The 21,948-nt window shown below is 58.6% G+C and carries 25 protein-coding genes; 16 read left to right on the forward strand and 9 right to left on the reverse strand.

Translation table 11 applies throughout. The features are described 5' to 3' along the window. The first annotated feature begins 17 nt into the window (after positions 1–17). Both AB8A27_RS10225 and AB8A27_RS10230 read left to right on the forward strand, forming a co-directional pair. On the forward strand, positions 18–368 hold the full coding sequence (locus AB8A27_RS10225; RefSeq protein WP_441241803.1) for a phasin: 351 nt from the start codon (positions 18–20) through the stop codon (positions 366–368). Positions 369–404: 36 nt separating this feature from the next. Further along, positions 405–863, forward strand: a complete 459-nt coding sequence (locus AB8A27_RS10230; RefSeq protein ID WP_441241804.1) for a potassium channel family protein — start codon at positions 405–407, stop codon at positions 861–863. Here AB8A27_RS10230 and AB8A27_RS10235 read toward each other — a convergent pair. Beyond that, a complete protein-coding gene (locus tag AB8A27_RS10235) occupies positions 841–1,524 on the reverse strand; it encodes a helix-turn-helix domain-containing protein (RefSeq protein ID WP_441241805.1) in 684 nt (227 codons plus the stop codon). The two genes, AB8A27_RS10230 and AB8A27_RS10235, sit on opposite strands and share 23 nt — an antisense overlap. Before the next feature lie 355 nt (positions 1,525–1,879). Here AB8A27_RS10235 and AB8A27_RS10240 point away from each other — a divergent pair, with 355 nt between their 5' ends. Next, a complete protein-coding gene (locus AB8A27_RS10240; RefSeq protein WP_441241806.1) occupies positions 1,880–2,491 on the forward strand; it encodes a response regulator transcription factor in 612 nt (203 codons plus the stop codon). A gap of 40 nt (positions 2,492–2,531) precedes the next feature. Here the strand turns inward: AB8A27_RS10240 and AB8A27_RS10245 are convergent, their stop codons facing one another. Together AB8A27_RS10245 and AB8A27_RS10250 are read right to left on the reverse strand one after the other, a co-directional pair. After that, positions 2,532–3,095, reverse strand: a complete 564-nt coding sequence (locus AB8A27_RS10245; protein WP_441241807.1) for an invasion associated locus B family protein — start codon at positions 3,093–3,095, stop codon at positions 2,532–2,534. A gap of 78 nt (positions 3,096–3,173) precedes the next feature. After that, the gene (locus AB8A27_RS10250; RefSeq protein ID WP_441244874.1) at positions 3,174–4,031 is read right to left on the reverse strand and encodes an alpha/beta hydrolase family protein; all 858 of its coding nucleotides are present in this window, start codon (positions 4,029–4,031) and stop codon (positions 3,174–3,176) included. A 134-nt stretch (positions 4,032–4,165) separates the two neighbouring features. On the opposite strand from AB8A27_RS10250, the gene AB8A27_RS10255 reads away from it, so the two are divergent. The 3 genes from AB8A27_RS10255 to AB8A27_RS10265 all read left to right on the forward strand — a co-directional run bounded on the left by AB8A27_RS10255 (position 4,166) and on the right by AB8A27_RS10265 (position 7,211). Continuing rightward, positions 4,166–4,864 (forward strand): YoaK family protein, encoded by a 699-nt coding sequence (locus AB8A27_RS10255; protein WP_441241808.1) that lies wholly within the window; start codon positions 4,166–4,168, stop codon positions 4,862–4,864. 15 nt (positions 4,865–4,879) lie between these two features. Then, a complete protein-coding gene (locus AB8A27_RS10260; RefSeq protein WP_441241809.1) occupies positions 4,880–6,538 on the forward strand; it encodes a SulP family inorganic anion transporter in 1,659 nt (552 codons plus the stop codon). A gap of 238 nt (positions 6,539–6,776) precedes the next feature. Continuing rightward, entirely contained in the window at positions 6,777–7,211 is a 435-nt protein-coding gene (locus AB8A27_RS10265) for a hypothetical protein (protein ID WP_441241810.1), read from the forward strand. Between the two features lie 41 nt (positions 7,212–7,252). Here AB8A27_RS10265 and ppk2 read toward each other — a convergent pair whose 3' ends face one another. Continuing rightward, positions 7,253–8,053, reverse strand: coding sequence for a polyphosphate kinase 2 (ppk2, locus tag AB8A27_RS10270; protein WP_441241811.1), 801 nt, complete (start codon positions 8,051–8,053; stop codon positions 7,253–7,255). Positions 8,054–8,090: 37 nt separating this feature from the next. Further along, on the reverse strand, positions 8,091–8,546 hold the full coding sequence (locus tag AB8A27_RS10275) for a hypothetical protein (protein ID WP_092142948.1): 456 nt from the start codon (positions 8,544–8,546) through the stop codon (positions 8,091–8,093). Positions 8,547–8,704: 158 nt separating this feature from the next. Here AB8A27_RS10275 and AB8A27_RS10280 point away from each other — a divergent pair, with 158 nt between their 5' ends. From AB8A27_RS10280 to AB8A27_RS10325, 10 genes are all read left to right on the forward strand, one after another. Then, the gene (locus tag AB8A27_RS10280; RefSeq protein WP_441241812.1) at positions 8,705–9,148 is read left to right on the forward strand and encodes a hypothetical protein; all 444 of its coding nucleotides are present in this window, start codon (positions 8,705–8,707) and stop codon (positions 9,146–9,148) included. Then, positions 9,141–10,373, forward strand: a complete 1,233-nt coding sequence (locus AB8A27_RS10285) for an HlyD family secretion protein (protein WP_441241813.1) — start codon at positions 9,141–9,143, stop codon at positions 10,371–10,373. The genes AB8A27_RS10280 and AB8A27_RS10285 overlap by 8 nt, the downstream gene beginning before the upstream one ends. An 11-nt stretch (positions 10,374–10,384) precedes the next feature. Further along, on the forward strand, positions 10,385–10,801 hold the full coding sequence (locus tag AB8A27_RS10290) for a hypothetical protein (RefSeq protein ID WP_441241814.1): 417 nt from the start codon (positions 10,385–10,387) through the stop codon (positions 10,799–10,801). 98 nt (positions 10,802–10,899) lie between these two features. Next, on the forward strand, positions 10,900–11,703 hold the full coding sequence (locus tag AB8A27_RS10295; RefSeq protein WP_441241815.1) for a DUF2092 domain-containing protein: 804 nt from the start codon (positions 10,900–10,902) through the stop codon (positions 11,701–11,703). After that, the gene (locus tag AB8A27_RS10300; protein WP_441241816.1) at positions 11,700–11,981 is read left to right on the forward strand and encodes a hypothetical protein; all 282 of its coding nucleotides are present in this window, start codon (positions 11,700–11,702) and stop codon (positions 11,979–11,981) included. The genes AB8A27_RS10295 and AB8A27_RS10300 overlap by 4 nt, the downstream gene beginning before the upstream one ends. Positions 11,982–12,154: 173 nt before the next feature. Next, positions 12,155–14,026, forward strand: a complete 1,872-nt coding sequence (locus AB8A27_RS10305; protein ID WP_441241817.1) for a sensor histidine kinase — start codon at positions 12,155–12,157, stop codon at positions 14,024–14,026. Positions 14,027–14,092: 66 nt separating this feature from the next. Then, complete coding sequence (locus AB8A27_RS10310; RefSeq protein ID WP_441241818.1) at positions 14,093–15,748, forward strand: DUF3300 domain-containing protein; 1,656 nt, start codon at positions 14,093–14,095, stop codon at positions 15,746–15,748. Next, positions 15,745–16,668, forward strand: a complete 924-nt coding sequence (locus AB8A27_RS10315; RefSeq protein WP_441241819.1) for a DUF2950 domain-containing protein — start codon at positions 15,745–15,747, stop codon at positions 16,666–16,668. Before AB8A27_RS10310 ends, AB8A27_RS10315 begins: the two co-directional genes overlap by 4 nt. Continuing rightward, positions 16,652–17,122: a hypothetical protein gene (locus tag AB8A27_RS10320; protein WP_441241820.1), complete on the forward strand. Its 471-nt coding sequence runs from the start codon at positions 16,652–16,654 to the stop codon at positions 17,120–17,122. The genes AB8A27_RS10315 and AB8A27_RS10320 overlap by 17 nt, the downstream gene beginning before the upstream one ends. A 111-nt stretch (positions 17,123–17,233) precedes the next feature. After that, positions 17,234–17,536 (forward strand): hypothetical protein, encoded by a 303-nt coding sequence (locus AB8A27_RS10325; RefSeq protein ID WP_441241821.1) that lies wholly within the window; start codon positions 17,234–17,236, stop codon positions 17,534–17,536. Positions 17,537–17,583: 47 nt separating this feature from the next. Here AB8A27_RS10325 and AB8A27_RS10330 read toward each other — a convergent pair whose 3' ends face one another. From AB8A27_RS10330 to pflA, 4 genes are all read right to left on the reverse strand, one after another. Next, the gene (locus AB8A27_RS10330; protein ID WP_441241822.1) at positions 17,584–18,489 is read right to left on the reverse strand and encodes a DUF4344 domain-containing metallopeptidase; all 906 of its coding nucleotides are present in this window, start codon (positions 18,487–18,489) and stop codon (positions 17,584–17,586) included. A gap of 78 nt (positions 18,490–18,567) precedes the next feature. Continuing rightward, complete coding sequence (locus AB8A27_RS10335; RefSeq protein WP_441244875.1) at positions 18,568–19,437, reverse strand: formate/nitrite transporter family protein; 870 nt, start codon at positions 19,435–19,437, stop codon at positions 18,568–18,570. A 34-nt stretch (positions 19,438–19,471) separates the two neighbouring features. Continuing rightward, complete coding sequence (locus AB8A27_RS10340; protein ID WP_441241823.1) at positions 19,472–21,073, reverse strand: aspartate:alanine exchanger family transporter; 1,602 nt, start codon at positions 21,071–21,073, stop codon at positions 19,472–19,474. A gap of 37 nt (positions 21,074–21,110) precedes the next feature. Further along, positions 21,111–21,938 carry a pyruvate formate-lyase-activating protein gene (pflA, locus tag AB8A27_RS10345; RefSeq protein WP_441241824.1) on the reverse strand — a complete coding sequence of 276 codons (828 nt, stop codon included), beginning with the start codon at positions 21,936–21,938 and terminating at the stop codon, positions 21,111–21,113. Positions 21,939–21,948: the final 10 nt, after the last annotated feature.

The following is a 21,948-nucleotide window of genomic DNA, read 5'->3' on the forward strand; positions in this document are numbered from 1 at the left end:
CACAGGAGGAGGACGCAATGACGAGCCAGAACACAATCAACGACAACGTCAGGGCGCTGCTGACCGAAAACCTTGGCAAGCTTCGGAAGGCAAGCGCCGATTATTTTCAGATGCTGGAGAAGAGTTTGGCCTCGTCGCAGCTACCGACCGCTGAACACGCGAAGCAGTATTGCGACCACATGCAGCGCAATGTGATGGCGACCTTCGACCTCTGCGAACAGTTGATTCACGCCAAAGATGTGCAGGACACGATGAAGATTCAATCCGAATTCTTCCAATCGCAGATGCGGTCATTGACAGACCAAGCCAAGAGCATCGGTGAATCGACAATGAAGGCCATGACCGGCGCGTTTACGCCGAAAAGCTGAATACGGCCGGTCAATACCCCGCAGGCTAGGCAGGTTATGGCGCTTCAGTTCGTTGTCGGCTTGATCGTATCCGTGACCACAATCGTGATCCACGCGCTGGTGACCGTCGGCGCCGTGGACATTGCGCGCAAAGCCGGCTTGCGACATACGGTGCGACCGAGAGTTCACCTCATGGTCGTGATGGTCGAGGTGGCAGCCGTGCTGATGATTGCGCACACGCTGGAAGCGCTTGCCTGGGCGTTGGCCTACGCAATAGTCGGTGCTGCGCCGGAGGGGAGCGATCTGCTCTATTTCGCTTTCGTGAACTATACCACTCTTGGTTACGGCGACGTTTTACCGGTGCAGGCCTGGCGGCTGATCGGGCCGATAACTGCCATGAACGGCATACTCATGTTTGGCTGGTCAGCCGCAGTCCTGTTCGAGGTGCTGCGCAAGACACTGGATCATCTCGCCAGAATCGGTGCCCCTGGCTTCAACTCTGAAGATCGAGACTAGCGAGCCGATTCCGGTCCGTGAGCACGATCTGACGTTGGGTGTTGCCGATAAAGCTGAGGGTGCCGAGTTCATGCAGCCGAGACAATACGCGTGAAACAGTTTCCAGCGTCAGGCCGAGATAATCAGCAATATCGCGGCGCGACATCGGCAGCGCCATAATGTCGGCGGCCGTCAGCCGCTTGTCCATTTCAAGCAAGAAGGCGGCGACCCGTTCCAGCGAAGTCTTGCGGCCAAGCAGAAGCATATGGTCTTCCGCATGTTGCAGGTTGCTTGTGGTCATGCTGAGCAGATTACGGGCGACCATGGCGTCATTTTCAGCGACGATCTCCAAACTTTGTCGCTTGATGAGGCGGACGGTGGTGTCGACAATCGCTTCCGCTGTGAACCGATGCTCTCCACCGTTCTCCAATCCGAAAATATCGCCGACGAGATGAAATGCGCCGATCTGTCGACGGCCATCGGAGAGGAGTTTGTAGCTTCGTACGGCGCCAGATTTCACCTGGTAGACGTATTCTGCAGGCTCTTTCTCACCGTAGATCTCAGAGCGCTTTTTATACGTGAATTCATTCAGACTGACGATGGGATTTGAAGCGCTGTCCAGGCCGAGGTCACGGAGAGAGTTTGCGCGTGGCGTCGGGCTCATTGTCGTGCGAGCAAACATGGTCCACTCCTCACTTTTACTGAACGGCCTTCCATAAATTCTGCACTGCGACAAAAACAACATGTTTTTACCGCTCGCGCTGAAGTAGATTTAAGAATAAGCTGGAACCTGCGACCATTGTCTCAAGGTTCATTGCACCAAAGAACGACATAACGGTGCGTTATACGGTGCTTAGGATAGGAGGCGATGCCTCCTCGCGACATGCATATTTCGATCCTGAATGCGTTCGGCCCATTTTCGGTATCGTATGGACAATGACGCGTCGATGAGAAGGTCAGGCGCGATGCGTAGGACGTTCGACCAGAATTGATGCTTCAGCAGTGCCTTTCGCCATATTGATCGGAGTTCGAGTAAAATGCCGGGCCTCGTTCACGTTGTAGACGACGATGCTTCGTATCGAACAGCGATCGAGCGGCGGCTGAAAGTGGCCGGCTATGAGGTAGCTGTATACGCATCAGCGACACAGTTGCTGGATCAAATGCCGTTCAATGTGAGGCCGGGGTGCATTCTGCTCGATGTACAGATGCCCGGTTTGAGCGGTCTGGAGTTACAAAGTCAGTTGACCGAACTCGGCTCCAGCATGCCGATCGTGTTCGTCACCGCGCACCTCGACGCTGCAACGATTGTGCAGGTTATCAAGGCCGGTGCGGAAGACTTTTTGACGAAGCCAGTGACGTCGGAGCAGCTGATCGATGCGATCGAGCGTGCGTTGCTGCGCCTGGAGGCGGAAAACGGGCAACGCAACGAGCTTGCTTCATTTCGCGGGCTCTTGTTGTCCCTCACACCGCGGGAACGGCAGGTGTTCGACTTGATGGTACGGGGGAAGATCAACAAGCAGATCGCCTATGAGCTAGGAACAACCGAGCGCACGATAAAGGCGCATCGCCATCAGGTCATGGAGAAGATGCAGGTCGTTTCGTTTGCAGAGCTCGTTTCCGCCGCCGAAAGACTTGGTATGCGGGGATGAAGAAATGCCGATGTCTGTCTGATTGCGGATTCCGGTATATTCATTCGTCGATATCCTGTTCAAACGTCTGCGCCGGAGAGCCGTTGTAAACGGCCGAAAACGGGCTGAGCGGTATCGATGTGGTGAGTACCAAGAGGCTTGAATCCACGAATTGCAGCCGGAGGATCCGCCCCTGGTTCATCTCTTTCATCAGCGGGGAAGGGGCTTTCGCGCCTGCGACACAGGCGTTTGTCAGGCACCAGGTATAGGGAAAACGGTGAGGCTTGCCCTGGTCGATGACGAGTTCGACCGGGTTCGGCAGGTACATTCCGACTGGAGAGAATATCTGTATCCGCCTGGCGGCATCGCCTTCGCGCTCTGTGATGTCGAGCCGGACAGCCATTTGACCGGTCGAAAAGGTCCCGGTGATCGACGTGCGACAAAGCACCTTTGCCCCACCGGGCTTGAAGCAGACTTTTTTCCAGTCCCCAAAAGTAACGTCCTTAACCTCGCGCTGACCACGGGGGCGCATTTCCGCGCCTGTGAGGGCAGGCGTCGAGTTCTGTTGAGACACGGCGGATTGGTTGAATACAATGATCGTAGGTACAGCTAGAAGTAGCGCCATGAATAGATGCCCTTCATGGCTGCGGTGTCGCTCGTTGCGGTGCGATCCTGTCACAGCTGTCCTCCGGCGTCGGCTGTCTTATTTCCGGCTATCCAGGAACTTCGCCACCAGCGGCGACCAGATCGGGATAGCTTCGGGTGAGCCTATGAAGAAATGCCCCTCGTTTCCGAATGGTGGCATCAGATGATATTCGGCTTGACCACCAGCTGCGGTGAAGGCCGCATGCATACGCTTTGATAGCGCCGGGCCGAAAAACGTATCGTTCTCGATATAAATCCACAGCATCGGGGTTCGCGACGTGCGACCGAACTCTGCCGTAGCCTCAACAAGTTTATCCGGGGCGCAATTGTTGTTTGGCTTGCCGTCAACGCGGCCGCCACGGCCGGCTGCAAAGGTGATAATCGCCTTCACCTGCGATGGATTGACACTCGATAGGGCAATAGAGGCCCAGCCGCCGGCGGATTGCCCGACGACGATGACATCATTCGGCACGATCTGCTTCGCGGCGGTCAGATAATCGATAATCCAGAGATCTACTTTTGCGACCGCACGGCCGGCATCGCGAAAATTGGGATTGGTGCATTTTCCGACTTTGGAGAAGAACGGACCGAAGATCCCGTGCTCGGGAATGTCGATAGCCGATGCGCCATATCCGCTTCCGACCGGGGCCACCACGAGATAACCCCGCCTTGCAAACCATTTGGCTGCATCGCGGAATTCGACGAGTGGAAAGAAGCTGCGGTCAGTTGGATTGAGAGCGACGCCGTGGTTCATGATAACGAGCGGAAAGGGGCCGTTGCCTACGGGGCGCACCAGGTAAGCGAACATCGGCAACGGCAGCGGTAGGACCCAGAGTTCTTCCTGAATGCGCGCAGCGTCAGGCGTTTCCGCGGCTTGCGTCGACTCCGCGGAGGCAACGAACGCGAGGACCGCCATCACGATGATCCGCTGGATGATAAGCATGCTCGGCTTAGCCCTGCATTTTGGTATTGCGAGCTGACCGCAGAAAACTCCTAAACAGTTGATTCAGATCAACCTAAGCATGTGGGAAGCCGGCGTTTGTTGGCTCGATGTGGTTCAATATGTATGTGGCTCACGTCGGCAATCCGCCGATGCGCCGCGAAGAGAGCCTGCTGGTCGCGCTGCTGCTGGGCTTCGCCGGTGGCTATCTTGACGCCTATACCTGGATCACCCACGGCGTTCTGGCGAATGCGCAAACCGCCAATCTGGTCTTCTTGTGGGTGAACGCGATGGTTGGGAAGTGGGAGGAGGCATTCCACTTCGTGCCATCGCTTTTTGCATTCATGGTCGGCGTTGTGCTCGCCGCGTGGCTGCGCCGCATTGCTGGCGATCGAGCTGGCCCAATCAGCATCCTCGTCGAGATTGCCGTTCTTGTCCTTGTCGGTGTGTTGCACAATCGAATGCCCGATATCGCTGGCACGCTGGGCGTCTCGATGGTGGCCGCAATGCAGACATCAGTTTTTAACAAGGTCGAAGGGGCAAACTACAGTTCGGTGATGATAACGGGAAATCTTCGCCAGGCAATTGACGGCGTATTCGCCCTGGTGGTCGGGGATTCGCAGGTCGGCTTGTTACGGAAGTCCTGCATCTTTATCGGGGTTTGCGCCGCATTCGGTACGGGTGCGGCTGTGGGGGCCTTCATTACAGAGAGGACGCCAGCGGTCGCATTGACCGTTCCTGTCGCCGCGTTGTTGCTTGTTCTTTTGCGTTGCGGCCGAATCCGCACCGCTCACTCAGGATGGCGTTGATCGAAGGAGGCGGGCATGAATTCGCGAGGGATCTTTCCGCCAGCGCAGTGGCTTTCCGGATACAAGGCGGACTGGATTCGTTACGACATGATTGCGGGCGTCACGCTTGCCGCCTACGCGATCCCGGTATCGCTCGCCTATGCCGCACTTGCTGGTCTGCCGCCACAGGTCGGCATCTACGGCTACATGTTGGGCGGCATAGGCTATGCGTTGCTGGGGTCTTCGCGACAACTCGCTGTCGGCCCCACTTCGGCGATCTCGCTAATGGTCGCCGCCACGGTCGGAGCGCTCGCTGCGGGCGACGCGCTTCGCTATATGCAGATTGCGAGTATAGCGGCCTTGGCCGTTGCGTGCCTCTGCGTGATTGCCTGGATTTTCCGGCTAAGCATGCTGGTGCGCCTGATCAGCGACAGCATTCTGGTCGGCTTCAAGGCTGGCGCCGGCCTGACCATCATCATGACGCAGTTGCCGAGCCTGTTTGGCGTTGCCGGCGGCGGACGAAATTTCTTTGATCGCGTTGTTACACTTGTTTCGCAACTCGGCGGCACACAGTGGATCGTGCTTGCGATCGGGCTTGTTGCGATCCTGCTGCTTCAGGGCGAACGTCTATGGCCCGGCAGGCCGGTGGGACTTGCGGTCGTGATCCTCTCGGTCATTGTCGCAACGGTGCTCGGCTTGCCGGCTCTCGGCATTCCCGTCACCGGCGAAATTCCCAAGGGCTTGCCGAGCATCGCCGTGCCGACCTTCGGGTTGCTGGAGTTCGACGAACTGTTTCCTCTCGCTGCCGGCATTATGTTGCTTGCTTATGTCGAAGGGGTCGCGGCTGCACGCAGTTTTGCGGCGAAACACGGTTACGTCATCGATGTGCGACAGGAGTTTTTGGGGCTGGGTGCGGCGAATATGGCAGTAGCGTTCGGCCACGGCTATCCCGTTGCGGGAGGACTATCGCAATCCGCCGTCAATGATCAGGCCGGCGCGAAGACGCCACTCGCTCTCATTATTTGTTCGGGCACACTGGCCATCTGCCTGCTCTTTCTCACGGACTTGCTGACTAATTTACCCAAAGCGGTGCTTGCCGCGATCGTGTGCACGGCGGTTTACAGACTGATTGATATTGCCGCGCTTACGCGAATGTGGCGCATCAGCCGGATCGACTTCTATGCAGCAGCGATTGCTCTCGTGTCCGTGCTGATGCTGGGAATCCTTCAGGGTATCCTGCTGGCAGCACTGGCCTCCATTTTCCTGTTACTGGCGCGCGCCTCGCAGCCGAACGTCGCAATTCTGGGGCGCCTGCCAGGAACAGGCCGATATGCCGATAGTGCGCGACATTCTGACGTGGAGCCCATTGCTGGTGTGCTCGCTTTCCGCCCGGAGGCCTCGTTACTCTACATCAATGCGGAGACGGTGATGGAAATCGTGTTGGCAAGGGTTCGGGCATTGCCGGACACCAAGACTGTTGTCTGCGGCCTCTCGTCGTCGCCCTTCATCGATCTCGCGGGCGTAAAAATGCTTCACGACCTCCATGGCCAGCTTGTTTCTCGCGGCATCGCCTTCGAGATCGTCGGCGCTCGCGGCCAGGTTCGGGATGTCTTGCAAGCCGATGGTTTTGCGGAAAAGACCGACAGTGCCAATTGGACCCGCAGGATGGATAGTATGCTTGGCGATCTGATGTGAAAGCGATCTTGTTGCGCTGCGACGCGGATCGTCGCTCATAAGGCTTGGTTGCGTTGACTTGGATCAACAGACGTTTGTCGGAATGGCACAAGGATCGGCCGAATTAATCGACACCCCGGAGGTACGACATCTCCAGGAGTGACTACACCATACCGCCCTTTATCGTCCGGGCGATCGGATAGTTCGCGATGATCCTGGCTCAATAGCTCAGTCTCACAACCAGAAGGGAATGAAAGTTATGCGAAAGTTCAGCCTCTATGCAGTTGTCGCCGTCGTACTCGCTGGAGTCGCAGGTTTCAGCACGCCGTCGCGCGCCGATATGGGCCAGGTTGCCGTGATATTCACCAAGGGCGGATTCATCGTCGGGGTTGGCGGCGGCGAGGGCGTGCTGAAGTATCGCGGCAAGACGTATCCATTCACGGTCTCGGGTATGAGTGTCGGTTTCACGATTGGCGCCTCAACCACCAAGCTTGTCGGTCGTGCGATCAATTTGAGAGGGCCGGCGTCAATCGAAGGCAGTTATGCGGTGGTTGGAGCGGGTGGCGCGGTGGCGGCCGGAGCCGGAGGTGTGCAATTGCAGAATGGCAATGGCGTGATCCTGCAGCTCAGCGGCCCCAAAGTCGGCGCCGAAATATCCGCTGCCGTCGGTGGGGTCACGATACGGTTGAAGTAGGCAGGAGCCGAACGGGTCGCGCAGTACGCGGCCCGTTCGCTTCAGTACCGGGTCTCGACGAATTTCATGCGGCGCAAGCCGGCCTGATCGTTGTAGCGCCCCTTATTGGATCGCTTTGCCAGCTTGATCTTCTTTCGCGCGATCTTCTTGTAAGGGATCGTCTTGAGGATATGCCAGATGATGTTGAGCCGGGCTCGCCGCTTGTCGTCGGATCGGACCAGTCGCCATGGCGCATGCTTCGTATCGGTCGCGTTGAACATCATGTCGCGTGCTCGGGAATAGTCGTACCAGCGATTGAACGACTCAGTGTCCATCGGGCTTAGCTTCCATTGCCGTAGCGGGTCATCGATGCGCGCCTTGAACCGTTGCTCCTGCTCCTCCATCCCGACCTCAAGCCATAGCTTGATCAGGATGATGCCAGCATCCACTGCAAATTTCTCAACCAGTGGGCACAATTCGAGGAAACGTTTGTGTTCGGCCGGGCTGCAGAAGCCCATGACATATTCGACGCCGGCGCGATTGTACCAGCTGCGGTCGAAGATCACGATCTCACCGCCCGCCGGGAATTGCTCGATGTAGCGCTGAAGAAACAACTGGGATTTTTGCCTGTCAGACGGCGCGGGCAGGGCGCAGACGCGGAAAACCCGCGGGCTCACTTTTTCTGTCAGGGCCTTGATCGAGCCGCCCTTGCCGGCGGCGTCGCGTCCCTCAAAAATCACGATGACTTTCAGGTTCTTCGCCTTCACCCATTCCTGCAAATGACAAAGTTCGACCTGAAGCTTTTCCAGCTGCTTCTCGTAATCCTTGCGCTTCAGCCGCTCCGTCGGGACGATAGCTGACATGTCATGGCTCCATGATCAGTCTGGAACGAGCAAACGCTCAATCTCCCCAGGAAATGGTGATGCCGATGTCGCCGGGCATGCCGCCGGGATAGTCGATGGTCTGGTAACCGATGCGATAGCCGCGCGGCTGCAGATAGTCGCTCCAGAGCTGGAAGATCTCAGCTGGAATTCCCGTTAGCGTTTTTTCCCACCCCTTTTCTTGCTGATTAATGGCCCGGCCCTTGTCGGTGCACAGGGAGTTGGGAAAGCGGTAGACCTGAACTTCCGTCAAGCCGTTTCGCACTGCCCGCTGGATGATGGTTGAGGCCAGCTGGACTTTCTCGGCTTCGCTCTTCCCGGACGGCTGGCTGAGCCGTTCGATCAGAGCGCGCTTTTCAGCGTCAGCAGCGGCGGCGATGCGCGCATATTGGTCAGCCGCCTCGGCCTCTTTAAGCGCCGCCTCTTTGCGGATCTGGGTGGCAGTAGGGATGAGATCGTCGATGCTGCGAGACATGATTGAAAGCTCCTGGTGGCTGTCGGCTTCAACGCTGCCGCAAGGTTAGGTACGGCCGGCCGCACTTTGTTGATCCAAATCAAGCTGACCGCGCCGTGGGAAGGCACGGTGCAGAACGCGGCTGCGGAATGTTTGGGCCAGCGGCAGGGAGAGAAGATTTGAGCGGAGAGATGCACCCGGCAGCTCCTCATCACGTGCCATTTTTCGTTCCCGGCGCTGACGGAGCGGATACCCTCATGGTGGTAATGGGGGTTTTCCTCGTTGCGACCGTGCTGTGGGTGGGTACGCTGTATTGGAAACTGCACAGCCTTCCCGAACGTATGGCGCACAAGACGCACAAGATGCAGTTCGAGATTGTCGGCGTGCTTGGCCTGATCTCGCTCTTCACTCACATGCATATCTTCTGGGTCGCCGGCCTGCTGCTCGCGATGATCGACCTGCCGGATTTTGGTACGCCGGTGCGCAGCCTTGCCGACTCTGTCGAGCGCATCGCGAACGCTACGGCTGGCGCGCCTTCCGCTGAATCGGAGGCCGAGCCTGCACCCGGCGGCAAGGCCGGTAGTCAGCCCTCCTTGAAGGAAGGGGTGCACGACCATGCTTGAACTCATGATCTGCTCGCTGGTGACGATCCTGCCTGATTATCTCTATCGCCGCTACCGGCAGGGCAAGCGGTTCGGCAAAGAGATCACGTTCTTCTCTGTCTGGTACGAGCTGAGGTGGGGGATCACCGGCTGCCTGATGCTGACGATCGGGCTGATCACGATGATCTTCTATTTTCATCCGTCGACAACGTCAGCGGCGATCTACTTCCGGACGGTGCCAATTCTCCCTGAAGGCTCCGGCCGGGTCGTCGAGGTAAATGTCGACTTCACTGCCGACGTCAAGAAGGGCGACGTTCTGTTCAGGCTGGACAGTTCGAAGCAGGACGCGGCATTGGAAACCGCGAAGCGAAAGATCGCTGAGGTGGAGGCGTCGCTTATTTCGGCGCGAGCCGACGTTGCCAAAGCGGATGCCCAGATCGGGGAAGCGAAGGCGGCCTATCAGCAGGCGAAAGACGAGCTGGACGTCAAGACCGAGCTGCAACGTCGAAATCCCGGTATCGTGCCGCAGCGCGATATCGAAAAGCTGCAGGTGCTTGTCGATCAGCGGCAGTCCGGTATCGATGCTGCGGCAGCTGTCAAGGAATCGTCACTGCTGCGCGTTTCGACACTCCTGCCGGCCGAGAAAGCGAGCGCCGAGGCCGCGCTGGCGCAAGCGCAGGTGGATGTCGATAAGACCTATGTGCGCGCAGGTATAGATGGCCGCGTCGAGCAATTTCTCGTTCGCCCAGGGGACGTCGTCAACCAACTCATGCGGCCGGCTGGAGTCCTGATACCGGAGGGCGCGGGCCGGCGCAGCTTGCAGGCGGGATTTGGCCAGATCGAGGCCCAGGTCATGAAGCCTGGCATGATCGCGGAGGCGACATGTATCTCGAGACCCTGGACCATCATTCCGTTGGTCGTCACAAGCGTGCAGGATTTCATCGCCGCCGGTCAGTTCCGGAGCGGCGAGCTTTTGATTGATCCGCAGAACTTGCAAAGGCCTGGTTCGATTCTCGTCTTTCTGGAGCCGCTCTTCAAAGGCGGTCTTGAGGGAGTGACGCCGGGCAGTACCTGCGTCGTCAATGCCTACACCAGTAACCACGACGAAATTGCCAACCCAAAGACCGGCGCGTTGAAGGGATTTGCGCTGCATGCAGTCGATGCGACCGCGCTGGTGCATGCATTGCTGCTTCGAATCCAGGCGTTGTTGTTGCCAATCAAGACGCTCGTTCTGAGCGGTCACTGAGAGGGGATCAAATGATTGCGCTTCAAAAGTCGGTCGTTGCGACGTTTCTTGTTTCCGCAGCGTTGCTGTCGTCGCCAGGTGCAAAGGCGATCGAGCTTGCTGGAGCCTGGGCGACAAGCGCAGATCAGTGCAACAAGGTATTCACCCGTAAAGGAAATGCGAAACAGATCGCGTTTACAAATTTTTCCGGAGTGTATGGCGGCGGCTTCATCGCCGAAGCCGATCGGCTTCGGGGCAAACATGAGATCTGCAAGATCAGGTCGAAAAAGGAAAGCGACAAAACCATCAATCTGGTCGCTGCCTGTGCCTCCAGCATTATGCTCTCTCACGTCCAATTCATTCTGAACGTGATTGATGAAAACACCCTCTCTCGTGAGTTTCCGGGAATGGTGGATATGAAGGTGGAATATCACCGTTGCCAAATCTAGCGGAGTTAACGCTCAATTCGGTGGGCGGGAAGCGGGCCGGACCTGGATTAACACTGCCGTGCCGGTCGATGAATAGATTGGATCAGTGGAGAGATGCCATGAACAAGAGAAGACAAGCCAATGGTAATGCAAAGCGCCTTGCCGGTTTGACACTAGCCGCTGCCTTCATCGCATTCACGACGCAGCTGGCGAGAGCCGATGATCCGGCGAAATTGCTTAAGGCAATGTCTGACTATACGGCGGCGCAAAAGTCGATCTCCGCGACATTCGATAGTGATGTCGAGGTCGTGACGCCGGAGCTGGAGAAGATTCAGTTCACCAGCTCCGGAAAGCTGCAGCTCTCGCGACCGGACAAGCTTCGCATCAGCCGAACGGGCGGCTATACCGACGTTGACTTCATCTATGACGGGAAGACGGCGTCGATCTATGGCAACAATGCCAAGGCGTATATTCAAGCCGATCTTGTCGGCACGGTCGACCAGCTCATTGATCTGATTCAGACAAAATCAGGCGCGGCAATGCCGGGCACGGATTTGCTGCTGACAAATGCCTATGACGAGTTGATGTCCAATGTCGTCCAGGCTCAACATATCGGTCAAGGCATGATCGATGGGGTCGAGTGCGAGCATCTGGCGTTCCGTGGCGTGGATACTGATTGGCAAATATGGATCGAGAGTGGGGCGCGGCCGCTACCTCGAAAATACGTGATCACGAGCAAGGCGGTGACTGGAGCGCCGCAATACACGCTCCGGATCAGGGACTGGAAAACCGACGCCGTCGCTGACGCCGACACATTCGTGTTCAAGCCGCCTGCCGGCGTGACCAAAGTCGACCTGAATTCTGGCGCTATGGCAGAATTCGATGAGATTCCCCCAGGTACACCATCGGGAGCAAAGAAATGAAACTGGTGCGAAACGCGATCATGGTAGCAGCCGTACTTACGTCCTCTGCAGCAGGATTGTCATGGAGCGGCGGAAACATCATTGCGGATGGGCTGTTCTCGGTAGCTGAAGCGAGAGTGGGGCGACCGCTGACGCCGATGAGCTATGCGGGGGTAGCGCGCCGGACAACGCGCCGGGCCGTCGCGGTAGGGGCTGCGGCCGGGGCGGCGGGCGCTTACTATGGCTCGACATGCAGGCAAGTCGTGGACGCTTACGGGCGGGTTGCAACGGTCTGTTAGACAGGCGCTGCCAAGGCCAGCTGTTGCAGAAATGCGCACGCGCTGACACTGTGCGATCGTAATCGTTCGCGAGTCTCAGACGGTTGGTGAAGAGGATGAGACGACGGGTCCCTGTTACTGTCGTGGGTCTATCACGCTTTGCCGCGCGTCTCTGTGTCTGCGCTCTGGTCTGGATGTCCGTCCCACCCGGATCTGCTGATGCTGCCGAGCGCAGCGAAGTAAAGCGTGTGCTGCTGCTGCATTCGTTTGGTCGGGAATTTCGGCCCTGGAGTGAATACGCCGCGAGTATCAAGGCTGAGCTTCAGCAGCAATCGCCATGGCCGCTGGATATCCAGGAACATGGGTTATTGACGGCGAGGCTTAATAATCCAGGCCCGGAAGCTCCGTTCGTCGACTATTTGAACTCGCTCTACCAGAGCCACCCCGCCGATATCGTGTTGAGCGTCGGGGCGCCCGCAGCAAGGTTCGTTCAGAAGTATCGCGAGCGTCTCTTTCCCGAAACTCCGATGGTTCTGACTGTGGTGGAGCAGCGGCTTGTGAACCGCGTGAGCCTCACAGACAATGACACCGTCATTTCGGTCCGCAATGATTTTCTGGCCGCTTTCAGAAACATCCTTCAAGTCTTGCCGGAGACCCAAACCATCGCCGTTGTGATAGGCGCCTCTGCTTTGGAGAAATTCTGGCTTGAAGAGCTGAAGCGGGAATTGAAGCCCCTGGAAGGTCGGGTCAACCTTGTCTACTACGCCGATCTTTCGTTCGCGGAAATCCTCAAAAGAGCGTCTGCGCTTCCGCCACATACCGTCCTGTTCTGGGGCCTGATGTCGGTCGATGGTACTGGCGTCAGTCACGAAGGTGATCTGGCCTTGCGTAGCCTTCATGCCGTTGCCAATGCCCCGATCTTTTCCTACCAGGAACCCTTTTTCAACGGAGAAACCGTTGGTGGTCCGATGCATTCGATCGCCGAGACCAGCAAGAAGACCGTCAATGCTGCGATCCGAATCCTTGGTGGCGAGAAGCCCGGGGACATCAAGTTCGAACCGATTGAATTTGCTGCGCCGAAATACGATTGGCGGGAATTACAGCGCTGGGGCATCAGCGAGAGCAATCTGCCGCCGGGCAGTGCAGTCCTGTTCCGCGAGCCCGATATTCTGGCGCGGTATCGCTGGCAGATTTTGCTGATCGCATCCGTGATTTTGATTCAGGCGGGATTGATCAGCGGCTTGTTGAACCAACGTCGTCGGCGGCGTCTTGCCGAGGTCGAGGCGCGGCAGCGATTGGCGGAACTTGCGCATGTCAACCGCTATTCGGCCGCTGGAGAGTTGACGACCTCTATTGCGCATGAGCTGAACCAGCCACTCGGCTCTATTCTCACCAATACGGAGACGGCGGAGCTTTTGCTCAAGGAAGCCTCGCCGGATCTCGCCGAGGTCAGGGAAATTCTGGCCGACATCAGGCGTGACGATCAACGGGCCAGCGAGGTGATCCGGCGGCTTCGCAGCGTATTGAAGAAAACGCCGTTCGAGATCAGGGACATTGATCTGAACGACACGGTGCGGGAGGCGATCGGGTTTGTGGCGGCGTTGGCCAATCGACGCGGCGTCGCACTGAAGTTCTCTGCGGCCTCGGGCCAATTGAACGTCAAGGGTGATCCCGTTCAACTGCAGCAGGTCATTCTCAATCTGATCATCAACGGAATGGATGCGATCTCGGAGGTGGACGGGCGAGCTGGTGAAGTCAACGTATCGACGGCCCGACTGGATCAGCACGCCGAGATCAGGATTGGCGATACCGGTCCTGGAATTGTGAACGGCGACATGAAGAAAATTTTCGATCCTTTCTTCACCACCAAACCGCAAGGCTTGGGAATGGGGCTCGCCATCGCCCGCACCATCGTCGAGGCGCATAATGGACAGATCTCCGCTGTGAATCAGGAAACGGGCGGTGCGCTTTTTATCATCACGATCCCAATTGCTCGCGGGCGGCTCACGTCACTAGGAGGCCCGAATTTCCGCGTCGCAGCACAGCGGAATGCCACCTTTCCTTGATCTTGATCAAAGGACCCTCATCGCTTCGACCGATGCTTTCCGGAGTGAAGCCCGGAGGAGGGTGAGATGTTCTGCTGGCGCAAGATCCTGATCACGCTTGCATTGATGATGGCTATCCCTGTTGCTGTCTCGGCCCAAACGGCTGACAAGGCGCCGGCTTCAGGCGCCCCAGCGAGCCAATCAGCGCCCACCATAGAGTCGCTAAAGCCTGGGCAACTTGAGGCTTTGGTCGCCCCCATTGCGCTTTATCCCGATGAGTTGCTCGCGAATGTACTGGCAGCATCGACCTACCCGCTGGAAGTGGTGCAGGCAGATCGTTGGGCGAAGGAAAACAAGTCGCTCAAGGGTGACGCGCTGAGGCAAGCGGTCGACAAGCAGGCGTGGGACGACAGCGTCAAGGCTCTGGTCAGCACTCCAGACGTCCTGGCGATGATGAGCGACAAGGTCGACTGGACAAAGAGTCTCGGCGACGCGGTGCTCGCTCAACAGCCGGATGTCATGGATGCGATCCAGCGGCTGCGGGCGAAAGCCTATGACAACAAAAAGCTCGTCACCACGAAACAGCAGAAGGTCAGCGTCAAGACCCAGGAGAACAGGCAGGTCGTCGTGATCGAACAGGCGGATCCCGCCGCGGTCTACGTGCCGTATTACGATCCGGCAACGGTCTACGGAACCTGGCCCTATGCGGACTATCCACCGTATTACTTCGGGTACCCGTCCTATATCGGCGCAGGGGTCGTCGCGGCGGGTGTTGCCTTCGGCACCGCATGGGCGATCGGGCGTTGGGGCAACTATTGGGGCGGTGGCTGCAACTGGGGTAACCGCAACGTCTATGTCAATCATCGCACGACCAACATTGGAAACGGTTGGCAGCACAATCCGGCGCATCGCCAGGGCGTGCGCTACAACAACACCAACGTTCAGCAGCGCTTCAGCAACAACAATCTGAAGGCCGGCGCCTCCAACCGGATGGACTTCCGTGGTCGCGACGGGCAGCAGGTGCTGCGTCCGAACCAGGGCGCTGGCGATCGGGCGGGAGATCGAGGCGGCGCTGGCGCCGGCACGCGAGATCGGCCGGGTGGTGGAGATCGCGCCGGCGTTGCGGATCGAGCCAAAGGCGGCGCCGACCGCGCCAAAGGCGGTGCCGACCGCGCGAAGGCTGGCAATCGCGCCAAAGGCGGCGGTGATCGTGCGAAGGCCGCCAATCGGAGTGGGGTCGGACGTAGCGCTAGCGCTGGCCGAGGAAATCGTGGCGGCGCAATGAATGTGTCGTCCGGCCGTGCCGCCGCGGCGGCGTCCGCGCGCGGGCGGGCGAGCATGGCGAGCATGCCGCGTGGAGGCGGGGCGAGTTTCGCTGGCGGGCGCGGAGGCGGCGGCGGCTTCCATGGCGGTGGTGGCGGCGGTTTTCGTGGTGGTGGCGGTGGTGGCTTCCGAGGTGGCGGAGGCGGTGGACGGCGGTCCGACATTGCCCTGAAGCATGACGTCGTCCTGCTCGGCCATCTCGCCAACGGTCTCGGCTACTATCGCTTCAGCTATCTTGGCAGCCAGAAGGCCTATGTCGGCGTGATGGCGCAGGAGGTCGAAAACGTGGCTCCAGATGCCGTGACGCGGGGCAGCGACGGCTACCTGCGGGTGAATTATGAGACGCTCGGACTGACGTTCCGCACCTATCGTGACTGGCTTGCAAAGGGCGCAAAAATCCCTTCGGAGGTGTCGCCATGACTGTTTGGACGTCAATTCATCGCGCTGCATCGACAACTGCGGCGGCTGTCGTGGCGCTGGCTCTCATGAACTCGGTGTCCGGGGCGCAGCAATCCTTTCCATCACCGGAGGCTGCTGCCGCGGCGCTCGCCGCCGCGGTCAAGGGCGGCGCGAGCGATATTCTGAAGGTCCTCGGCAAGGAGGCCGATGACATCGTCTCGTCGGGTGACGAGGTGGCCGACGCTGACACGCGTCTGCGCTTCACATCCATGTATGACGCCAAGCATGCGATCAAGACGGAGGGCAACAAGAAAGCGACCTTGATGCTCGGCGCGGACGACTTCCCATTCCCGATCCCGCTCATCAACACCAAGACGGGCTGGGAGTTCGACGCTGAAGAGGGCCGTATCGAGATCCTGTATCGCCGTATCGGCCGTAACGAGCTCGATGCGATCCAGACCAGTCTCGCTTACGTCGACGCCCAGAACGAATATGCCGACAAGGACCGCGGCGAAGGACTAGGCGTCTATGCACAGCGGTTTGTCTCGACGCCGGGCAAGAAAGACGGGCTGTACTGGCGTGACGATAGCGATCCGAGCCCCTTGGGTGCATTGGTCGCAGAAGCCTCAACCGAAGGCTATCAGGTCGGTGACAAGCCGCAGCCGTATCATGGCTACTATTTCCGGATACTCAAAGGACAGGGGGCCAATGCTCCCGGCGGCGCACTTATCTATCTGGTGAAAGGCAAGATGATCGGCGGATACGGGTTAGTCGCCTGGCCCGCCGAATACGGGAATTCCGGCGTCAAGACTTTCCTGGTCAGTCATGCCGGGACCGTTTACGAGAAGGATCTCGGACCACAGACCGACCGTGTCGTAAAGCGCATGTCCCTGTTCGATCCGGACCAGACCTGGAAGAAAGTCGATGCAGAAAAGCCCTGAGCACGGGACGTCTGCGCTGCGTCTGCTCGCAATGCATCTGATAGCGGTTGTGATGCTCACATTGGCCGTTCCGGTGACGCCGTCCCGGGCTCAGGCATCCGGTTATGTTCGGGTCAAACTGCTGAAGGCAGGGCTGATCCTGGGCGCCGGCGGCGGCAGTGGCATCGTGACATATCGCGGTCGCGACTATCCGTTCAGGGTATCTGGCCTCAGTCTAGGATTTGCAGCAGGAGCGTCCTTCATCCGGCTCAAGGGATGGGCCTGGGGAATAAGGCAGATCAGCGACTTCGCCGGTACCTATAGCTCGGTTGGAACCGGTGGTGCCTTCATTGCCGGTGCCGGTGGTATTCAGCTCACAAACGATAAGGGTGTGAGGATGGCCTTGCACGGACCTCGGGCGGGAGTCGAGCTTGCCGGCAATCTCGGCCAGATCACGATTGCCTTGAAAGAGTAAGACGTGGATGGTTTGCGGTGATGCTCCCTGTGATTGTGCAGGAAGCGCCCAGACTAGGGCGGGTCACTCGAAATTGCCGGGAGCGCATTGCACGACGATGTGGAGTTTCCCGTGAACACGGTTGCGGTGCAGACATTCTCCCGACAGCGTCTTTGCATATGCGCGTTCCTGATCATCGTGACGTCCGCTGTCGCTCCGACTGTCGTCACTGCTCAGCCGCTCACGTCGTTTCGCTATGAAACGCAGGCGCAGGCGCATTGTCCTGACGATTCTGTTGTCTGGCTCGATTTCCGCAAGGAGGTCTACTACCTCAAGCGACAGAAGAAATATGGACGAGGCTGGACGGGAAGTTTCGTTTGTCGAAAAGAAGCCAGCGATAGCGGCTTTCGACATTCGCTGCTTGGCGTGAGATGAGGCGGGCTCTCCGTCCGTCAAACTGACGGCAGCGCAAGAATCAACGTCTACTGCTGTTCGCGATTTAAACGCGCACGTCGGGCGCTGACCGTTCTCGTCCATACCTCATGGAATTTCCTGGCTGCAGTCTTGTCGATGTGCGGACCGATCAATGTCGTCATGGCGAAGGTGACATCGTCGTAGTCGATCTCGCAGGTTTCGGCCCGCTGTTTGGGCAGGAGATCCCTTCCGACGATATCGGAAAACAGCTTCTTGTCTGCGCCGTATGCGATACACAGGACATTGAATGCTCGCTGGGCCGGCAGCGAATGTTCATCGGAGAACTTGTCGCGGGCAGATTCGGTCTCCAGGGGTGGAATGTTGGTTGCGCGATGGTAGGCCGCGCCCAGGATCATTCGGCGGGCCTCGTCCTTGCTCAGTCGAAGCATGACATATGCGGAGAACTGATCGGCCGCGTCTTCCTCCCGGCCGAGCACCGGGATCTGCAGCATGTCGAACACCGCGTGTCCGGTCTCGTGCAGGAAGACATCGAGCGCCGGACCCAGGATGGTATCGGCCCTGGAGACGCCGGCAGGAAGATCCCGCGTCGTCGCACTCTTCAGAATCTCCGCCAGAAGTTCGTAGCACAGCGTCACAACGTCGTTCTCGTACCATGCGTCGATTGCGCCGTCACAACCTGCGACCTTGAGTGTGAGTGGATAGGGAAGGCGGAGCGGGCTTAACAATTGCTGCAGGTGCTCTAGAGCCTGGCCCTGTTTCATTTGATCGTGGATCGCCTGGTGTGACGCATCCTTTGGCCGAACATATTCGTATTTGATCTGGTTGGGCCTGGAACGCGGCGCCGCACTTACATTGCCGGCGGTGACCACGGCTGCAAAGAACATTGTAGCCGCAATTATGGCGCTTGCGGCGGGCGTTCGGCTTGTCCCGCTATTCGGCATCAGGTTCGACATGGTGGTTCGCCGGGATTGGCGGTGTTCGATCCGGGGTGACATTCTGGTCAGCCAATCCAAGCGACGAGTTTGAACCTGCTATTTCTGATCTCGATAGGATGCACCGAACGCCGCACGATAAATCGCCCAGTAGACGATGCCGACAAAGCCGGCACCTCCCACGATGTTGCCGAGCGTCACCGGTACGAGGTTGTGGATGATGCCGGCCAGCGTGATCGATGATACGTCGACATTTGCCGGGACCTGGCCAGTTTGGGTCATCAGCCACGCCAGTGGCAGGAAATACATGTTGGCGACGCAGTGCTCGAAACCGGCCGCGATGAAGGCGGAGATCGGCAACACAACGGCAATCATCTTGTCGGTGACAGATCTTCCTGCATAAGCGAGCCAGACGGCGGCGCATACGAGGACGTTGCACAAAACGCCCTTGAAGAACAGCGTCACCAGATCGGGGCGGATTTTGCCAGCTGCTGTATTCAATACCGATAAACCGATGCGGCCATCATTCATCTCGAGATGATGGGAGAAGAAGACCAGAACAATGAGGCCGAGCGCTCCAAACAAATTCCCGAGCCAGACGATGGTCCAGTTGCGCAGCATCGTTTGCGTGGACACCTTTCCGCTGGCCCAGGCCATGACGATCAGATTGTTGCCGGTAAACAGCTCGGCTCCGCCCACAAGAACGAGGGCCAGCCCCAGAGAGAAGACGAGCCCTCCGACGACGCGTACCGTCGCGAAGCTGAGCGACGGATCGCTGGCGACGATCGTAAAGTAGATCGCGCCGAAGCCAATGCCTCCGCCTGCGACGATTGCCAGCATGAAGGAGGCCAGAAGCGGCAGGTTGGCCTTTTTCACGCCGACCTTTTCGACAGCCTCCTTGATCTCGGCTGGACTGTAAGCCTGCAGGTTGAAGATCGGCGGTTGCGACACGGACGCACCTTCGGCCATTTCAATGCCTTGCTCCTGACGTCCCTTTGCGGCGCTATCCACCGGCACCGCTCGTCGCCAGAAGTCCGACGATCTGCGCTGCGATCACCTTCACGAGCGTCATCGACGGGAAAATCATCGCGTAACCGATATCCGGGCGTTCGGTCGGCGCCATCTTCGTCGAATAGACCAGAATGGCCGGGTTTCCGGTTGCGCCGGATGCCACGCCAACCAGGTCGTCGTAAGGAATCTTCATCACATAATGGCCAACCAGCAGGACGATGAAGACGGTCGTTAGAAGCACGGCGACGCCGATGAACAGCATTGTGAACCCTGATTCAGACACCGTACGGACAAAGGGCTGTCCGGCATTCACGCCAACGGTTGCAAGAAACATCGCTAGGCCAAAGTTTCGAAGAACAATGTTAGCCGGCAACGGCATGGTCCAAAGCATGGGGCCGGTGCGGCGGAGCTTGCCGAGAATGAGCGCAACGATCAGTGGTCCGCCGCCAATGCCGAGCGTCACAACACCCACGCCTGGGATCGGAATGGGGATCAGACCGAGAAGGACGCCCATGACCATGCCGAGACCGAGCGAAACATAACTGAACTCGGCAGCCGCCTTGACGCTATCGCCGAAGTGCTTTCGGATCTCTTCCTTCTTTTCGGGTGGCGTCAGGACGCCGATACGGTCGCCGAATTCCAGCATGAGGTCGGGGGAGGGGATGAGGTCGGCATCGTAGCGCCGGACGTGAAGGATCTGCGCTGGCACGCCGGGCGGCATCGGCAGCTGTGAAAGTGGTACGCCGACAATGTTGCCCTTGCCTACGAATACGCGGATGTAATCCAGGTCAGCGCGATCGCTCGCGAGCCGGCCCGGTTCGAGCCGGCCGATACGTTCAGCCGCCAATGCGATTTCCTCTTGCCGGTCGGCCACGACGAGTATGGCGTCTCCCGCATTCAGAACGGTGCCGTCTGTCGGGACGACGTTACGGCCGTTCTGTCGGACCATGGTAATCTGCAGCTCGGCGAGCGAGTCAGCAGCAAGGTCCTTGAGCTTCGCACCGGCAAAGTTCTCTCCGATCGTAATCTCGCCCATGTGGAAATTCTTGGTCTTGGCCGGGAACTTGGGCTTCACGATCTGAGTCATGAAGTAGATGCAGAGAATTGGACCGATGACCCCAAAGGGATATGCGATCGAATAGCCGATCGACGGATCCTTGTTCTTCATGACGTCGAGCGCTGCCTGAAGCGTTGCGGTGCTCGTCATCGATCCGGCATAGAGGCCAAGCGTGTGTCCGATCTTGATGCCGAAGATGTGCCCCAGTGCGAGCGCAACCCCGAGACCAGCGAGGCAAGCAATGAGGGCCAGCAGATTGTACTTCTGCCCCACGCCAAACATGCCCTCGAAGAATTGGCGGCCGTAAAGGATGCCGATGCCGTAGAGGAACATGATCAGGCCGGTGAGGCCGATGGGGCCGATGATCTGGGCCTTGGGCGCGAACGCGCCGATCGCAAGGCCGACGAACAGGACCGCGCCGACCCCGAGCGAAAATCCGAAGATGCTGATCTGGCCGACCAGATAGCCCACTCCGATCGCCAGAAACGCTGTCAAGATCGGCTGGCTTCCGATGATATCGCGTGCAAAATCCAACATACTTCAGACTCCTCGAATCCGTCGAATAGTCGGTTGATCAGCGTGCCTGACACCCCGCAGCCCGGAACTGTCCGAGCACCCGGTTCACCAGATCCCGGCTGGGTGGCTGCGTATCAGCTAGCTTGTATTCAAGACCCATCGCCTTCCACTTGAACGCGCCCATCTGGTGGAAAGGCTGCACTTCCACCCACCGGACGTTCTTCATCGGCGCGACGAATTTCGCGATTCCGTCGACATTCGCCGGATCGTCGGTCTCGCCCGGGACAAGCGTGAACCGAACCCAGACCGGCTTCGACATCGAAGCCAGGCGTTCGGCGAAGCGAAGCGTTGGCGCGATGTCGCGGCCGGTGGTTCGACGATAGGTTTCGGGATCCGAACTCTTGATGTCGAGAAGAACGAGGTCGATCTCGGACAGGTAGGCATCGTCCACGCGATCACCCAGGAAGCCGGAAGTCTGAATCGCGGTGTGCAGGCCCATCTTCCTGGCGCCAGCGAATATGCGCTGGGTGAATGCACGTTGCACCATCGGCTCGCCACCCGAGATGGTCAGCCCGCCACCAAGAGCCTGAATGGAGGGCGCGAAATCGGCGAGGCGGCGGAGCACCTGATCGGCCGAGACATAGGTGCCGTCCTTGAGGTGCCAAGTGTCCGGATTGTGACAATAAGAGCACCGCAGAAGACACCCCGAGACGAACAGCACGACACGCAAGCCGGGCCCGTCATAACGGGAGGACGTCTCATAGGAATGGCAATATCCGAACGCGCCCTCCTGGTCCTTGAATTGTTCGTCGTCGGGTGCGTCGGGCGAAAGTCCGACCCGGAGGTCATGACGACTTCCGGGCTCCAGTGTCTGCACCGTCGACATGGTGCACCTC

The sequence above is a fragment of the Tardiphaga sp. 768_D3_N2_1 genome (genome assembly GCF_052076105.1).
In the GTDB taxonomy this organism is placed as follows: domain Bacteria; phylum Pseudomonadota; class Alphaproteobacteria; order Rhizobiales; family Xanthobacteraceae; genus Tardiphaga.

Coding starts and splice junctions, on each gene's coding strand:
- AB8A27_RS10340 (WP_441241823.1), bottom strand. CDS start 21,073: ATGTTGGATTTTGCACGCGATATCATCGGAAGCCAGCCGATCTTGACA.
- AB8A27_RS10230 (WP_441241804.1), top strand. CDS start 405: ATGGCGCTTCAGTTCGTTGTCGGCTTGATCGTATCCGTGACCACAATC.
- AB8A27_RS10235 (WP_441241805.1), bottom strand. CDS start 1,524: ATGTTTGCTCGCACGACAATGAGCCCGACGCCACGCGCAAACTCTCTC.
- AB8A27_RS10225 (WP_441241803.1), top strand. CDS start 18: ATGACGAGCCAGAACACAATCAACGACAACGTCAGGGCGCTGCTGACC.
- AB8A27_RS10275 (WP_092142948.1), bottom strand. CDS start 8,546: ATGTCTCGCAGCATCGACGATCTCATCCCTACTGCCACCCAGATCCGC.
- pflA (WP_441241824.1), bottom strand. CDS start 21,938: ATGTCGACGGTGCAGACACTGGAGCCCGGAAGTCGTCATGACCTCCGG.
- AB8A27_RS10290 (WP_441241814.1), top strand. CDS start 10,385: ATGATTGCGCTTCAAAAGTCGGTCGTTGCGACGTTTCTTGTTTCCGCA.
- ppk2 (WP_441241811.1), bottom strand. CDS start 8,053: ATGTCAGCTATCGTCCCGACGGAGCGGCTGAAGCGCAAGGATTACGAG.
- AB8A27_RS10240 (WP_441241806.1), top strand. CDS start 1,880: ATGCCGGGCCTCGTTCACGTTGTAGACGACGATGCTTCGTATCGAACA.
- AB8A27_RS10320 (WP_441241820.1), top strand. CDS start 16,652: ATGCAGAAAAGCCCTGAGCACGGGACGTCTGCGCTGCGTCTGCTCGCA.
- AB8A27_RS10285 (WP_441241813.1), top strand. CDS start 9,141: ATGCTTGAACTCATGATCTGCTCGCTGGTGACGATCCTGCCTGATTAT.
- AB8A27_RS10250 (WP_441244874.1), bottom strand. CDS start 4,031: ATGGCGGTCCTCGCGTTCGTTGCCTCCGCGGAGTCGACGCAAGCCGCG.
- AB8A27_RS10305 (WP_441241817.1), top strand. CDS start 12,155: ATGTCCGTCCCACCCGGATCTGCTGATGCTGCCGAGCGCAGCGAAGTA.
- AB8A27_RS10255 (WP_441241808.1), top strand. CDS start 4,166: ATGTGGTTCAATATGTATGTGGCTCACGTCGGCAATCCGCCGATGCGC.
- AB8A27_RS10335 (WP_441244875.1), bottom strand. CDS start 19,437: ATGGCCGAAGGTGCGTCCGTGTCGCAACCGCCGATCTTCAACCTGCAG.
- AB8A27_RS10315 (WP_441241819.1), top strand. CDS start 15,745: ATGACTGTTTGGACGTCAATTCATCGCGCTGCATCGACAACTGCGGCG.
- AB8A27_RS10295 (WP_441241815.1), top strand. CDS start 10,900: ATGAACAAGAGAAGACAAGCCAATGGTAATGCAAAGCGCCTTGCCGGT.
- AB8A27_RS10310 (WP_441241818.1), top strand. CDS start 14,093: ATGTTCTGCTGGCGCAAGATCCTGATCACGCTTGCATTGATGATGGCT.
- AB8A27_RS10330 (WP_441241822.1), bottom strand. CDS start 18,489: ATGTCGAACCTGATGCCGAATAGCGGGACAAGCCGAACGCCCGCCGCA.
- AB8A27_RS10300 (WP_441241816.1), top strand. CDS start 11,700: ATGAAACTGGTGCGAAACGCGATCATGGTAGCAGCCGTACTTACGTCC.
- AB8A27_RS10260 (WP_441241809.1), top strand. CDS start 4,880: ATGAATTCGCGAGGGATCTTTCCGCCAGCGCAGTGGCTTTCCGGATAC.
- AB8A27_RS10245 (WP_441241807.1), bottom strand. CDS start 3,095: ATGGCGCTACTTCTAGCTGTACCTACGATCATTGTATTCAACCAATCC.
- AB8A27_RS10265 (WP_441241810.1), top strand. CDS start 6,777: ATGCGAAAGTTCAGCCTCTATGCAGTTGTCGCCGTCGTACTCGCTGGA.